Annotated in this window: 12 protein-coding genes; 8 read left to right on the top strand and 4 right to left on the bottom strand. The window is 55.5% G+C overall.

Translation table 11 applies throughout. The features are described from left to right. From Q31a_RS20995 to Q31a_RS20985, 3 genes are all read left to right on the top strand, one after another. On the top strand, positions 1–1,074 hold the full coding sequence (locus Q31a_RS20995; RefSeq protein WP_145082249.1) for a Gfo/Idh/MocA family protein: 1,074 nt from the start codon (positions 1–3) through the stop codon (positions 1,072–1,074). Positions 1,075–1,144: 70 nt separating this feature from the next. Beyond that, positions 1,145–2,053 (top strand): orotidine-5'-phosphate decarboxylase, encoded by a 909-nt coding sequence (gene pyrF / locus Q31a_RS20990; RefSeq protein WP_145082247.1) that lies wholly within the window; start codon positions 1,145–1,147, stop codon positions 2,051–2,053. A gap of 234 nt (positions 2,054–2,287) precedes the next feature. Beyond that, positions 2,288–3,235: a sugar phosphate isomerase/epimerase family protein gene (locus Q31a_RS20985; protein ID WP_145082245.1), complete on the top strand. Its 948-nt coding sequence runs from the start codon at positions 2,288–2,290 to the stop codon at positions 3,233–3,235. A gap of 224 nt (positions 3,236–3,459) precedes the next feature. Here Q31a_RS20985 and Q31a_RS20980 read toward each other — a convergent pair whose 3' ends face one another. The 3 genes from Q31a_RS20980 to Q31a_RS20970 all read right to left on the bottom strand — a co-directional run bounded on the left by Q31a_RS20980 (position 3,460) and on the right by Q31a_RS20970 (position 7,984). Then, positions 3,460–5,652 carry a serine hydrolase gene (locus tag Q31a_RS20980; RefSeq protein WP_145082243.1) on the bottom strand — a complete coding sequence of 731 codons (2,193 nt, stop codon included), beginning with the start codon at positions 5,650–5,652 and terminating at the stop codon, positions 3,460–3,462. Between the two features lie 262 nt (positions 5,653–5,914). Then, complete coding sequence (locus Q31a_RS20975) at positions 5,915–6,829, bottom strand: TIGR01777 family oxidoreductase (RefSeq protein WP_145082241.1); 915 nt, start codon at positions 6,827–6,829, stop codon at positions 5,915–5,917. A 9-nt stretch (positions 6,830–6,838) separates the two neighbouring features. Continuing rightward, complete coding sequence (locus tag Q31a_RS20970) at positions 6,839–7,984, bottom strand: sigma-70 family RNA polymerase sigma factor (RefSeq protein ID WP_145082239.1); 1,146 nt, start codon at positions 7,982–7,984, stop codon at positions 6,839–6,841. A gap of 341 nt (positions 7,985–8,325) precedes the next feature. Between Q31a_RS20970 and Q31a_RS30390 the strand changes: the two genes are divergently transcribed. The 5 genes from Q31a_RS30390 to Q31a_RS20945 all read left to right on the top strand — a co-directional run bounded on the left by Q31a_RS30390 (position 8,326) and on the right by Q31a_RS20945 (position 12,825). After that, positions 8,326–8,559 (top strand): hypothetical protein, encoded by a 234-nt coding sequence (locus tag Q31a_RS30390; protein WP_197355449.1) that lies wholly within the window; start codon positions 8,326–8,328, stop codon positions 8,557–8,559. 74 nt (positions 8,560–8,633) lie between these two features. Further along, positions 8,634–8,990 (top strand): nucleotide pyrophosphohydrolase, encoded by a 357-nt coding sequence (locus Q31a_RS20960; protein ID WP_197355448.1) that lies wholly within the window; start codon positions 8,634–8,636, stop codon positions 8,988–8,990. A gap of 150 nt (positions 8,991–9,140) precedes the next feature. Further along, entirely contained in the window at positions 9,141–9,566 is a 426-nt protein-coding gene (locus tag Q31a_RS20955) for a 6-pyruvoyl trahydropterin synthase family protein (RefSeq protein ID WP_145082235.1), read from the top strand. An 81-nt stretch (positions 9,567–9,647) separates the two neighbouring features. After that, on the top strand, positions 9,648–10,328 hold the full coding sequence (locus Q31a_RS20950; RefSeq protein WP_145082233.1) for a transposase: 681 nt from the start codon (positions 9,648–9,650) through the stop codon (positions 10,326–10,328). 25 nt (positions 10,329–10,353) lie between these two features. Further along, positions 10,354–12,825: a prolyl oligopeptidase family serine peptidase gene (locus Q31a_RS20945; RefSeq protein ID WP_145082231.1), complete on the top strand. Its 2,472-nt coding sequence runs from the start codon at positions 10,354–10,356 to the stop codon at positions 12,823–12,825. Here Q31a_RS20945 and Q31a_RS20940 read toward each other — a convergent pair. Next, a complete protein-coding gene (locus Q31a_RS20940; RefSeq protein ID WP_145082229.1) occupies positions 12,822–13,256 on the bottom strand; it encodes a hypothetical protein in 435 nt (144 codons plus the stop codon). The two genes, Q31a_RS20945 and Q31a_RS20940, sit on opposite strands and share 4 nt — an antisense overlap. Between the last annotated feature and the right edge of the window lie 280 nt (positions 13,257–13,536).

The raw sequence follows: 13,536 nt of genomic DNA, 5'->3' as shown, positions 1-13,536 counted from the left end.
ATGCCAGCAACAATCGAAACATTAGTGGATCTGCCCTACCGACCCGCTACCCCACGCAGCTATGCTCCGAAGATTGGAGTCATTGGATGTGGTGGGATCATTAAGCACCATTTGGAAGCTTATGTAGTCGCTGGATTCGATGTGGTGGCGCTGTGCGACCTCGATCTGGAACGGGCCGTTGCTAGCCAAAAGGCCTTCTACCCGGATGCCAAGGTCTATACGGACTACCACCAAGTTCTCCGTGATGTCTCGATTGAGGTGGTCGACATCACTACCCATCCGCCGGTGAGGCCGCCGATTATCGAAGCGGCCTTGCGGGCCGGAAAGCATGTGCTGAGCCAGAAGCCTTTTGTCCTGGATCTAGATGTCGGACAGCGATTGGTTGAGCTAGCGGAAAAACAGAATTGTTATTTGGCGGTCAATCAAAATGGGCGCTGGGCACCCCATTTTAGCTATGCCCGCCTTGCCGCGGCTTCCGGAATTTTAGGGAATGTCTTTTCTGCGCATATGGAATGCCATTGGGATCATACTTGGGTTGCAGGCACTGAATTCGAGAAGATCAAGCATCTCGTACTTTACGACTATGCCATTCACTGGTTTGACATCGTGCGTTGTTTCTTCCCCGGGCAAAACGCGAAACGCGTCTTTGCTTCGACGGCGCGCATTCCCGAGCAGACGCTGATGCCAGATTTGTTGGGCCAAGCTCTGATTGAGTTCGAGCATGCACAGTCGACACTTTCGTTCGACGCAGGGGTACCCTACGGTTCGCTGGAAGAGACATACGTTGCCGGAACACTAGGCAGCTTGCACAGCACCGGGAGCGGTAACCAGGAGCAACGCCTGTCTGTCACGACTGCCCAGGGCCGCTGGTCACCGAGTCTGCAGGGGAAATGGTTTTCAGATGGATTTCGGGGGACGATGGGAGAGCTTCTGTGCGCTATTGAAGAGCAACGTCCTTGCACCATTTCGGCTAGCGACAATTTGCATAGCCTAGCGCTCTGCTTCGCCGCAATCGCCAGTGCCGAGGCTGGTGCGGCCATGGTCCCTGGTTCAATCCGCCAGATGCCGGTCTAATGGAGTCGTAACACACCGAGCTCCTGAATGTTTGAGAGACGGCTCCGATCCCTTCAGAGATAGAACTGCGATGGAACACTTTGGCGACCTGTTGGCAGGACAAGTCCAGCAAAAAAAATCAGCGGTGTGCGTGGGAATCGATCCCCGTTGGAAGAGTTTGCCTGAGTCGATTCGCGCGGGAGTAGACTCGGGCGATCGGTCTGCAGTGGCGAAAGCGACCGAATGTTACTGCCGCGAAGTTATCGATGCGGTGGCGAGTGTTACGCCAGTGGTAAAACCGCAAGCGGCATTTTTCGAGCTGCTGGGGCCTGCGGGGATGCTTGCCCTAGCGGGAGTCATCAAGCATGCGACCAAGGCGGGAGTGCTAGTACTCCTGGATGGCAAACGTGGCGACATCGGCTCCACTGCCGAGGGCTACGCCGACGCCTACCTGGGCCGCGAAAGTGCTTGGGGGTGCGATGCCCTAACAGTAAATCCGTATTTGGGGGACGATACGCTAGAACCCTTTGTGCATGGGGCGGTTCGTCATGGGGCTGGCATTTTCGTGTTGGTGAAAACGTCGAATCCCGGCAGTGGTTTTTTGCAGGACCAAGTTCTGAGCGGAGAAAATCAAGGGCAAACCGTTTTTGAACGCATGGCGGACCTCGTGCAGTCTCACGCTGCTGCGACTCAGGGAACGAGTGGCTATGGCGCTGTTGGGGCAGTGGTGGGTGCTACCTATCCTCAACAGTTGGCGGCTCTTCGGCAGCGTATGCCCAACGCCTGGATTCTCATTCCGGGGTTTGGCGCTCAAGGCGGAACGGCTGCGGACGTCGCCCACGGCTTCGATTCCCAGGGCCGTGGAGCCATTGTGAATAGCTCCCGTGGCGTGATTTTCGCGTACCAAAGTGAGCAATACAAACATCTGGACTGGCAATCTGCGGTCGCCAAGTCCGCGCACGACATGGCCCAGCAGCTGGGTGAAGCGACGCCTGGTTAAGTTGGCCCTGCTGCGTGACCGGTGTTCTCGAGTGCGGTCATTCGGGCTCGGGACCTGCCCATCTAGCGGCCCGACACGTCGTAGCGGAAGAGTTTTCCCCATTTGGACGCCTGAATGGGGGCTAGTTCCCGCAGAGATGATTGCATCGACTGCCTACCGGGAATATCATGGCGTCAACAGATTTTCTAACCTTGAATCCACGAGTCGCCCCCCTTTCTGCATAGCGAGCCGACAATGACCAACCCACTAGAACGAAGACGATTTTTGCAAATTTCAGCTGCAGGTGGTGCCGCCGTCGCCATGGCTGGTATTGCTCACGGACAAGAAGCGGCTACCCAGGCAAATAAGAAGAATGCTGGGCAGCAGCGTAAGGGAAAGCTTCCGTTCCGTATTTCATTGGCTGAATGGTCGCTGCACCGCACACTGCGCAGCGGCAAGTTGGATAACCTCGATTTTGCCAAGACGGCCAAGGAAGAGTTCAAGATCAATGCTGTCGAATACGTGAATCAATTCTTCAAGGACAAGGCGGAGGACAAAAACTACCTTGGGGAACTAAAACTGCGGCACGACGATTTTGGAGTGAAATGCCCGTTGATCATGATCGATGGTGAAGGGGCCTTGGGCGATCCGGATGATGCCAAGCGTACCGCTGCCGTCGAAAACCATTACAAGTGGGTTGAAGCGGCCAAGTTCTTAGGCTGCCATTCGATTCGCGTGAATGCCCAATCGAACAACGATTATGAAGAAGCGAAAAAACTGGCCGCAGACGGACTCCGTCGGCTCAGTGAATTTGGTGCCAAGCATGACATTAATATCATCGTTGAGAATCACGGTGGCCTCAGCTCCAACGGCAAGTGGTTGGCCGAAACGATCAGCTCTGTTGGGCTCGATAACTGTGGAACCCTCCCCGACTTTGGGAATTTCCATGACTACGATCGCTATCAAGGCGTAACGGAAACCATGCCGTTTGCTAAGAGCGTCAGCGCGAAGAGCCATGACTTCGATGCCGAAGGCAACGAAACCAAGACCGACTACACCAAGATGATGAAAATCGTACTCGATGCAGGCTACCACTCGTGGGTCGGAATTGAGTACGAAGGTAGCAAGCTCGATGAATACGCGGGCATCAAGGCAACCAAGAAATTGTTGATGAAAGTACGTAGAGAGTTCGCCGAAGCGTAGAGCTCGACGGATCCTCTGCATGCCGCCAACGCCAACCTTCCTGCAGCAAGCTGGGAAGGTTGGTGATCTTGAGGACAAGGGCTCGCATTGGTAACTTGCGGCGTTACCAGCCTGCTGTCGCTTACGGAAAACGCCTCCTACGCAGGCTGGTCACGTTTCAAACAGTCATGCAATCCGAGTCGAATCGAGTTGACGCGCGGGCTGTCGCCGCCAACTACTTGGCTCTAGCGGGCTGTATCTCTCCACGACCACGCAAAGAGATTGCGGGCGTCCACGTATCTGGCGTCTGAGGATACCGCACCCAACACGACGACAACGCGAGCTTGCTCTTCGCGCACGCCACTTGCCACGAGACAGGCACCTGCGGCTGAGGTCGTGCCGGTTTTGAGGCCGGTAAAGCCAGCCTGCCCAAGTAGGCGGTTGGTGTTCTTCCATAGGATATTGCGCGAGTAACCATTCAGACTGGTGACTTGGCATCCTCGTTGCCTGCAAGTGACGTACTTTCTCATTTCAGGCAGCTTGAGTGCAGCCTTGGCCAACTTGGCTAGGTCAATTGCGGAACTGTGATGCTTTTCAGCGGGCAAGCCGTGAGGATTGGCAAAATGGGTGTGCGTCATGTGCAGCGTTTGGGCCTTGGCGTTCATCGCAGCGATGAATGCATCGTAGGCCTCTTCGGCGTTGGCTTCAGGCTGGCTGGGATTGGCTAGCCGGCCACCAAAATGTTCTGCCAAGGCGACGGAAGCGTCATTGCCGCTGGGAAGCATGAGGCCGTAAAGCAATTCGTAAACAGGCAATTGCTCGCCCGCTTTGACGCCTGACGTTGAGCCTAGCGTTTGATCAGCCCGCTCCGAAAAAGTGACTGTTTCTTGCAGGACTTCAGGGTGAGACTGTGCATAGTCTAGTACGACGTAAGCGGTGAGCAGCTTTGTGGTGCTGGCGTTGGGCAGTGGTTCGTCACCATTCAATTCTGCTAGAACTTCACCCGTGGCAAGGTCCAGAATGGCAAAGGCTTTGGCGGTTACCTGGGGAGGTGCGAGTGGATCCAGAGGTGGTGCCACCGCAAGCTTCTCGGAATTGATCAGCTCGGGAGCAGCCACCGGTTCTGGTACCATTAGGATCTCTCCCAGTGCTTGCCAGGTCTGGGCGTCGACCACTCCCGAGTTGCTTAACTTGGCACTGGTCTGAAACTTTTTCACTGCAGCTGCGGTGGCAGGGCCGAAGTCGCCGTCGATGCCCAGGTCGCTCTGAATTCTAGCGTTGAGAGTTCGTTGAAGGGCTTCGACCAGTTCACCGGTCGAACCCTCGGAAAGCTGCTGCGGGAAACTCTCCGAAGTGTCTGCGGGCTCAGGGTTGACGAGATCGAAAGCTGCTTTAGCAAGCTTGGCGCATAGCACGTTACCTGCATTGTTCTCCGACCAACGCTTGTCTTCGTTGTTGTTGGTGAGTACGCACAGGACGATCTTTCCGGCTGGCGAGTCGATAATCCCAGCTTCGGTGCGAGCGAGTGTTACGGAGCCGGTCTTGTGAGCCACCCGGGTTCCTGCAGGCAAATCGCGGGGAAAGCCGTTCGTCGCTTCACAGGCAAATAAGTGATCAAGCATCGATTGGGTAGAGGATTCATCCGCCAGTTCACCGCGAACCAACTGGCTGAGCAGAGTGACCGTCTCGTTAGCCGTGGTGCTGCCTAGGCCATATTTTTGGCTGCGGTCCGAATCGATCGAAGTGTCGCGTCGGAAAACTTTCGAATGAATCCTAGTTTCTGGAAAGCCCAGTTCGGCCATTGTCTTGGCCGTCGATTCGAGGCCAATGCTGTCGAGGACTAAATTGGTCGCGGTATTGTCCGAGTAACGCATCATCAATCGGATGGCGTCGTTTAACGGGAGTGAGGTACCCGCCGAGAATTGCTCGGTGAGGATTCCCGATCCAGGAACTTTGTCCTCTTCCCGCAGCACGATCAGATGCTCGAGCGAGAGCCCGCCGGCTTGTGCTTGTCGGTAAGCTTCAATCATGACCGGAAGCTTGATCAGACTGGCCGTCGGCATTACTTGGTCGCCTTGGTAATTCCAGCTGATACGCGTTTTCAAATCACTATCGAGGATTGCAGCGGCTACCGCCACGTCGCCCGCATGCGCATCGACAAGCGGTTGAAGGGCTGCTGCTAGGTCGGATTGCGTCTGTCCAAAGGTTGGTACGCCGCCGAATAGACCGAGCGCCCAGATCATGCTCAGGCAACAGACGTGGAGGGACCGCCAGGTGCAACAGGGCAATACCACGGAAGTGGCAATTTGCGTAGTGGCAACGCGACGTGGGGCTATTTCACGGGGCTTCGGACGGGGAGTTGGATCATGCATTGGGTAGGCCTCAAAGAGATGTTCATCGATGAGCTCTAGTGTACGCGAATCGGGGCTGGTGTGCATTTGCCCGTGCTCCGGTCGAACCGTGATCCGATCGAACAACGGGCAGCATGTTACGCAAGGCGAGACCTGCCGACCTGCAGAGGCCCGGATTCGCCGCTAGGATAACGCACCCCATGAGGTGGCCCGGATTCATCGTCGTTGCCGGACAATTGAGGGCAATACCCTCAGGGGAAGTTCGAACCGCTCTTAAAACAATAAATTCTAAGGCGGATGGATGTCGTGCCAGCAAGCCGGCCAGTGTGGTGGGAGAGCTGGCTAACGGTCAATCTTCGTGGAGTGCTCGTTCCAGAAAGGGGGCTAGTTCAGCGTGCTCAAACCGAAAGCCACTGCCTAGCAGGCGATCTGCTGACGCGCGACAACTGCACAGCAAGAGAGCGTCCGCCAACTCACCGAGAGCCAATCGCAACGCAACCCCCGGGACTGGGAACAGGGCGCTCCGACCGAGTACTTTCGAAAGCGCTTTTGTAAACTGCCGATTGGTGACTGGCTGCGGGGCCACCAGGTTGTAGCAACCGCTAGTGTCCGGTGTATCGAGCAACCACTGCAACGCAGCCACGCAGTCAGCTAGGGCGATCCAGCTCCAGTACTGCTTTCCCGATCCCAGCACCCCTCCGATCCTCCAGCGAAAGATTGGCAGCATTTCTTGAAGGGCGCCACCCTGCGACGAGAGCACTACGCCCAAGCGGGGATGGATGACACGCAGGCCTGCCGCCCGCAACGGATCGCAAGCGGCCTCCCAGTCCGTAGCTAGTTGGGAAAGGAACGAGTCGTCAGCAGGTTGCGATTCCTCAACCCACTGGTCGCCACAATCACCGTAGATGCCGACTGCTGAGGCGGAAAGGATCGTCGAGGGGGGATTGTCGAGCGCCAGGAGTTGTTGGACCAGCTTCTCGGTCGCTGCAACTCGAGAATCACGAAGCCGTTGCTTCTCGGCTGAGGTCCAACGCGCTGCGGCGATATTGCGTCCCGCCAAATGAATGAACGCATCGAATCCATCCATGGCCTCGGGATTCGCCAAACCTTGCTCGGGGTCCCAAGTTAGCGAAGCGGATTGGGCAGGAGGAGTGCTGCTGGAATCGGGGCGTACCAAGGGGATGATGGATTGCCCTTGAGCCGTTAGCCGCTGGCAGAGTGCTGAGCCAACGAGTCCGGTCGATCCACTCACGGCAATTCGCATTTTGAGGTCTCATATCGAAGGGGAGGAGGATTGCGTTGAATGGGCAGCCAAAGTCTGAAGTCGGCTCAAAGCGCGCTTCTCGAGTTGCCGCACTCGTTCCTTGGAGATTCCAAGCTTGTTGGCTAAGTGTTGCAGGGTTTGAACTTTACGGTGTCCTCCCAAGGAGAAGCGGGCACGAATGATCAATTTCTCCCGCTTGTCGAGCTCGTTGAGCAGGCTGGTGAGACGCGAACGAAGCGAGTTCCAATGCTCTTCGCCCATGGTCGAGGAACCGGTTTCTTCCGCAATGTCGATTCCTTGCTCCGTCAAGCATTGACCGGCTTTCAGACGTTCGTTTTGGCGATCCATGACGTGGCGGTAAGCGTCGCGTCGGACGACTTGAGTGGCGTACGTACTGAAACGAAATCCCAGCCGGTAGTCAAACTTATGCACCGCCCGCAGTAGAGCCATGATACCGTCGCTGAACAGGTCGTCGAAGCCGCACTGCGGATTTGTAAATTTCTTGACGATTGAAATTACCAACCGAGTATTCGACCGGATAATGCAATCGCGATGCCAATTAGCGGCCCGCCAAAGGCCGTGAACTCGCTCAAGATCCCACTGTGTTACGGAAACCGGCGTTTGATCTTGAAGAAGGCTGGCTGCGCAGAATCGCAGGTAGTTCATTCGCTGAAAGAGTTGGCGTTCTTGTTCCGCGGTGAGAAGTTGCTCCTCGCACATGCGAGATAGATGAGGTGGCATGTCTAGCGCCGAACCTCCGCTCGGCTTACTGGGCTCCGTCTCTCGGCAAGTGCTCAAGAGCTGGTCGCCGAGGATCCGATGAGGGGCGGCCGGTCTGTCAAAATCCGGACTCGAAATAAACTCCTGAGCGGTTTTCACCAGCCCCAGGAGTTCGGCGGCTGTACCTTGCCAATTCAGCGGAAGGTGCGTCATTTGGCAGTACCGCACGAAGGCCGTTTCCAGCGTTGGCTGTTGAAACGTTCTTGTGGGACGTCCGCTTCCACTGAGATGCGGCCTTCGCACTGCTGCCCCGTCGGTCGCTCCGGCTGAAGCTTGGCGGGTGCCTTGTCGTGTCAGATCCCGAGGGGATGACGAATTGTCGCGGGACACCACGTTTGACGTTTCTGTCTGCAGCGTTTCATGGTGGATCGGCATTCTGCAACTCCTATAAGGCCTGGACAAGATCGGTAGGCCGGCACTTCCACGGTGAGGGGCTGAGCCTGAAACGTGCAATACGTGCACTCTGTTCTAGCGTGCATCGAGGAGCGATGCAAGTGATACCTACCGAGATTCGGGCGGAAATCGTCGATTGCTGGGGGACCGGGCGAAGAGATGAAGGATTGCGTTGGCCTTGAGATATCTTACTTCTATTGAGTTTATTGCTTGGGACGCTCACTGGGAGAGCAAATCGAGTGGATTGGGACACTTGTGTGGCGGTTGCTCAATTGGCTGAGGGGTGAAACCCGCAGCTAGAAAGGATTCGCCGTTTGAAGGTCATGAAACGGCCATATCGTGCATCTTGGCGGCGGGTGCAACGTCGTTTAGACGATTTTTGGGGGCTGAGAGTTGGAGGGGGATTGGAGGGTGAAGTGGAGGGTGAAGTGGAGGGTGAAGTGGAGGGTGAAGTGGAGCATGTCGCGGAGAGGGAGGCTGTCCCCCAACAAACGCGTTGGTACCTTCGCACCGCAGCATACGGTCGCTCCTCTGCGACTCTATTGGGGAGTGGTTGACAATTGCTGCCGCAGCCTGTCTCTTGCATTCCAAGAAGGACTTTCGATTGCCAACCGTAAGTGGATAATGTCCCATGGAATTTTTAGAGGTTTCCGCAGAGTCGGTGACACTGCAGGAGGTGCAGCGGAAAGTTGACGACTGGATCCGCTCGATCGGCGTGCGCTACTTTTCTGAATTGACGAACTTGGCGCAATTGGTAGAAGAGGTGGGGGAGTTGGCTCGTGTCCTGTCGCGCACCTACGGTGACCAAAGCTTCAAGGACTCCGAGCAACAAGCAGAGCTTTCGGATGAAATGGCCGACGTATTGTTTGTGCTGATATGCCTAGCAAACCAAACAGGCGTCGATCTGGGAGTCGCTTTAACTCGCAACCTGATCAAGAAAACCGAGCGGGACAGCCAGCGGCACCAACAGAATCCGAAATTGCACTAGGACGCAATTGATTTTCTAAGCAGCGAATGCGCCGTGTCGGCTCGAACCACTTCGTGGCCAATGCACTGGAGTGGTGTGTATACACCGACGCTACCAGCGCATCAGTAAGTATTTTGAGCTATTCAATTCATTGACAATGAGGAACACCCGATGGGATTGACGATCATGCGCCGCATTCGCTTTTGCGCTGGCCACCGACTGTTCGGTCACGGCGGCAAATGCGAACATTTTCATGGGCACAACTACGTAGCCGATTTCTTTGTGACCGGCGACGAAGTCGACTCAGTCGGGCGGGTAATCGATTTTTCAGACTTGAAGGCCCGCACCAAAGGCTGGATCGATGAACACTGGGACCACAGTTTTCTCGTTGACCAGAGAGATGAGAATGCGATTCAAGCTCTCGAGCAAGTAACGCCCTGCCGCTTGTTCAAAATGCCTTACAATCCAACCGCAGAAAATATGGCTCGCTACCTGCTCGAGGAAATGTGCCCCAAAGTGCTGGACGGTACGGGGGCTCGTGCAACGTCCGTTCGCATCTGGGAAACCGACGAAGCCTTTGCCGAGGCAAGCCTATAGCGGCTGTCGTGCACGCAGACGCACCGCTTCAGTGGATGTATAGACCATATAGTGATAGCGTTCGCAAACGGAGGTCGAGAAATGGGTAGGCCGAAGCGAGTCGATGTTGCTGGTGGATTCTATCACATGCTCAATCGGGCAAACCTAAAGGCCACCATTTTTCACAAGCCGGAAGACTACGCCGCTTTCGAGGATGTCCTAGTCGAAGCGGTCGGTCGTTTTGCGCTCCAGTTGATGAGCTACTGCCTCATGCCCAATCATTGGCATTTGGTCGTGAGACCCAACGTCGATGGTGAAATGGGGCGATTCGGGCAATGGCTCTGCTTAACGCACACGCAACGCTACCATGCACACTACGATATTGTCGGGTTGGGCCATCTTTATCAAGGCCGTTATAAGTCGTTCCCGGTGCAGTCAGACGATCATTTTTTAACGGTAAACCGCTATGTCGAACGAAATGCCTACACCGCCAACTTGTGCGACAGTCCTGAAGCTTGGAAATGGAACAGCCTCTATCACTGGAGTCGCAAAACGCTGCTCAGCGGGAAACTACTCAGCCCTTGGCCCATTCCTCGCCCGCCCAATTGGATCGCCCGGGTCCGAAGCGACTTTTCTCAAGAAGAGCAGAAGCAACTCAAGTGGAGCGTGGCGCGGGGCGTGCCCTTCGGCGACCCGACGTGGGTGGAATCGATGGCTCGCAAGTTTGATTTGGAGTCGACCATGCGCCCCCGAGGACGCCCCAAAAAGTTCACCAGAAAATAACCAGTCTACCTATCCCGCCAAAAAGGTGTCCGACACCTTTTTGGCAGGATGGGCTGTTTGGGGTTGGTTGTGGTGCGGGGGGCTGGTTTGGGGAGGCCAGTTGGATTTGGTGCAGCGAGATCGGGTCCAAGTCGTATGGGATACCGAGCACTCGCAGATGACCTATGCGGTCAACCTACTCGATGGTGTCCAGGAATATTCCCGTGTCGATCTGACGTCGGGGGAGAAAACGCTGCTCTTTGAGCCTGGGCAATTAGCGAGGGCCTTGGGAAAAAATCTTGCACGGGAAGTGGACGTCACGGAACTCAAAACGCTGCGTAAAGTTAAAGCGGTGGGAGTTGATGGGAGTTTTGAATTTCATTGGAACGATGCGCGGTGGAATTGTTCGGAAGCCTATGAAGTGTCCAAGCTGGAGGAGATTGCTGCCACGCCCAGCGAACTGCTCACCCGCAGGCAACGCTCTAACAGTGGCGGTACTGACACGAGCTTGGAGATTCAGAATCACCTCGATGTTCCGCTATCTTGCTTTTGGATTTCTACCGACGGGGCTCCCCTGCCCTACGGCACGATTGAACCGGGGGGAAGCAAGTCGCAGCATACTTTCTCCGGGCATGTGTGGAGTTTGCGAGATGGTTCCGGGACGGAAGTCTTGCGGTTTTCCGCAGCAGAGTTTGGAAACGTCGTGCGCGTCGATGCTAGATTGCGTGACGAGTTCGAATTGTTGTCGAAGCAATCTAGGGGGAATCGGCGCGGACGCAACCAATCGCGTGGGCAGCAGCCGGAAAACGCTGAAGCGCCAACGGGATTCCTCCGCGACTCCGATTTTTGGGTAGAGGATGCTGGTCAGGAGTGGCAACTGACTTGGGATAGCAGCGATGTATTGAAGTATCGCGGCCCGGTGTTGCACAGCCCCAGTGGACGCTGGGCATCGGCCATTCGCGAGGCGGTAGCACCGCGACGGCAAGTGACCTTGATCGAATCGAGTCCGGGCGATGGAGTGCAGCCCGTCGTGCATCAGTTCGACTATGTGAAACCTGGTGATCCGATTGACCGACCCGAAATCGCCTTGTTCGATGTCGTCTCCCGGCAAGAGATCGCGGTGCCAAACCAGCTGTTCGCCACCCCGTGGGCGCTCTCCCAGTTCGAATGGCTCGACGATCCCGAACGGCTAATGTTTGTTTATAACCAGCGTGGGCATCAGGTGATGCGAGTGTTGACGGTAGCGGCTGATACTGGCGAGGCTTCCGTCGTGATTGAAGAAACGAGTCCCACGTTTATCGATTATTCCAACAAGACATTTTTGCAATCGATCGAGCAGGGCCGCCAACTACTATGGATGAGCGAGCGCAGTGGTTGGAATCATTTATACCGCTTTGATAGTCAAAACGGAGAACTGATCAACGCGGTGACGCAAGGCGATTGGGTTGTCCGTGGGGTGGAACGGGTGGACCAGTCACGGCAGCAAGTTTGGTTTTCGGCGAGTGGGATGAATCCTGCCCAGGATCCCTACTACTTGCACCTCTGCCGAGTAGATTTCGATGGCCAAAATTTGACGGTCTTGACCGAGGGGGATGGTAATCACTCCTGGGAGTTCTCACCGGATCAGCGTTGGCTCATTGACCGTTTTTCGCGAGTGGATTTACCAACGGTGACCACGGTACGCAGTGCCGAGGATGGCGCTTTGATCTGCGAGTTGGAGCGCGGGGATGCGACGGCCTTGCTCGAAAGTGGATGGAGTTTGCCGGAGCATTGGGTGGCCAAAGGACGCGACGGGAAGACCGATATCTACGGCGTAATTGTGTGGCCAGACGAGATTGCGGAGGATCGAAAGTACCCAATTGTGGAGAAGATCTATGCAGGGCCTCACGACTCGCATGTCCCCAAGTCGTTTGGCTTGATGACGCAAGAGCATGAGATTGCCAACATGGGGTGCGTGGTGGTTAGGATCGATGGCATGGGGACCTCCAATCGTGGCAAGCAGTTTCATGATGTGTGTTGGAAGAACTTGGCCGATGCGGGCTTTCCAGATCGTATCGCCTGGATTGAGCAGGCTGCCCAACAACACTCGCAATTGAATGCTAAGCGAGTGGGGATTTTCGGGGGTTCCGCTGGCGGGCAGAATGCCATGCGGGCTTTATTGAACCATCACGATTTCTATAGCGTTGCCGTGGCCGATTGCGGGTGTCACGACAATCGCATGGACAAAATCTGGTGGAATGAAGCTTGGATGGGCTGGCCTGTAGGCGATGCGTATTCTCGCTCGTCCAATGTGGAGGATGCGCATCGATTGCAAGGCAAGTTGCTGCTCATCGTCGGAGAGATGGACCGAAATGTTGACCCCTCTTCAACACTGCAGGTTGCCCATGCACTCATTCAAGCCGATAAAGATTTTGAGCTCTTGGTCCTGCCTGGCGCGGGGCATGGCGCCGCCGAAACTCCCTACGGCCGCCGCCGCCGGGCCGAGTTTCTGAGGCAGCACTTGTTGGAATCCGATTAGTCGCCTCCCGGTCCGTTCGCGCAGATTAAGAAAACTAGCAAGCCGAGTTGAAAGGCGGCGACCGGGATGGCAACTCCCGTGGCAATATGTTTCTTCCAGGAGGCAAGTATTTCCAGAAGGGCCAAGCAGAGGAAATTGCCGGCGAATTTCGCGGTAATAAAGCAAGCTGTTTGCTGCAACCTACAGGTAGGACCTGTGTCCAAGGACATCATCCAACGTCCAAACGGATTCAACTCCATCTGTGGCAGGTACTCCACATACTTTACAGTTTGGTGAATGTCATAGGCGGAAACGATTCCGATCGTCAGTTTACAGAGCAGCAAAGCCCAGGGGCTGCACACGCAACGCTCCACCAGACGCCCAACATCATTTAAAGTAATTGGCAGGTACGATGGTAGGGCGGGGAGCGTCAGGGCGCGAAAGTTATTCATCGAATTGAACTCTTTGCGAAGCGTTATGAAGTAACACGGGTTTCAAATCAGCAAAGGCTATGCCATTTTCGTTAGCTAGCGGTATTCTTTGTTTAATGGCGTGTTTAGTTGCTTTGCTGGTTTCCTTAGGGAGTCCGTAACCAGAATTCGGAAAACCCGCTGCCATGAAAGTAGGCTTCGTTGCTATGGGGCTAGGCACTCCCTTAAGTCTTGTGGAGGATAGTTAAGCACGGTTTTCGCACCATGGCGAGGTGGTTTGTAGGAGAGGAAGGTAAAGTTC

This window comes from Aureliella helgolandensis (assembly GCF_007752135.1).
Taxonomy (GTDB): Bacteria; Planctomycetota; Planctomycetia; order Pirellulales; family Pirellulaceae; genus Aureliella; species Aureliella helgolandensis.
The sequence above is the reverse complement of the archived record's forward strand: the minus strand, read 5'-3'. Positions and strand labels throughout refer to the sequence as shown.

What these genes read in the sequence shown, in the direction of transcription:
- Q31a_RS20995 (WP_145082249.1), top strand. Translation starts at nt 1, where the DNA reads ATGCCAGCAACAATCGAAACATTAGTGGATCTGCCCTACCGACCCGCT.
- pyrF (WP_145082247.1), top strand. Translation starts at nt 1,145, where the DNA reads ATGGAACACTTTGGCGACCTGTTGGCAGGACAAGTCCAGCAAAAAAAA.
- Q31a_RS20985 (WP_145082245.1), top strand. Translation starts at nt 2,288, where the DNA reads ATGACCAACCCACTAGAACGAAGACGATTTTTGCAAATTTCAGCTGCA.
- Q31a_RS20980 (WP_145082243.1), bottom strand. Translation starts at nt 5,652, where the DNA reads ATGCACACCAGCCCCGATTCGCGTACACTAGAGCTCATCGATGAACAT.
- Q31a_RS20975 (WP_145082241.1), bottom strand. Translation starts at nt 6,829, where the DNA reads ATGCGAATTGCCGTGAGTGGATCGACCGGACTCGTTGGCTCAGCACTC.
- Q31a_RS20970 (WP_145082239.1), bottom strand. Translation starts at nt 7,984, where the DNA reads ATGCCGATCCACCATGAAACGCTGCAGACAGAAACGTCAAACGTGGTG.
- Q31a_RS30390 (WP_197355449.1), top strand. Translation starts at nt 8,326, where the DNA reads ATGAAACGGCCATATCGTGCATCTTGGCGGCGGGTGCAACGTCGTTTA.
- Q31a_RS20960 (WP_197355448.1), top strand. Translation starts at nt 8,634, where the DNA reads ATGGAATTTTTAGAGGTTTCCGCAGAGTCGGTGACACTGCAGGAGGTG.
- Q31a_RS20955 (WP_145082235.1), top strand. Translation starts at nt 9,141, where the DNA reads ATGGGATTGACGATCATGCGCCGCATTCGCTTTTGCGCTGGCCACCGA.
- Q31a_RS20950 (WP_145082233.1), top strand. Translation starts at nt 9,648, where the DNA reads ATGGGTAGGCCGAAGCGAGTCGATGTTGCTGGTGGATTCTATCACATG.
- Q31a_RS20940 (WP_145082229.1), bottom strand. Translation starts at nt 13,256, where the DNA reads ATGAATAACTTTCGCGCCCTGACGCTCCCCGCCCTACCATCGTACCTG.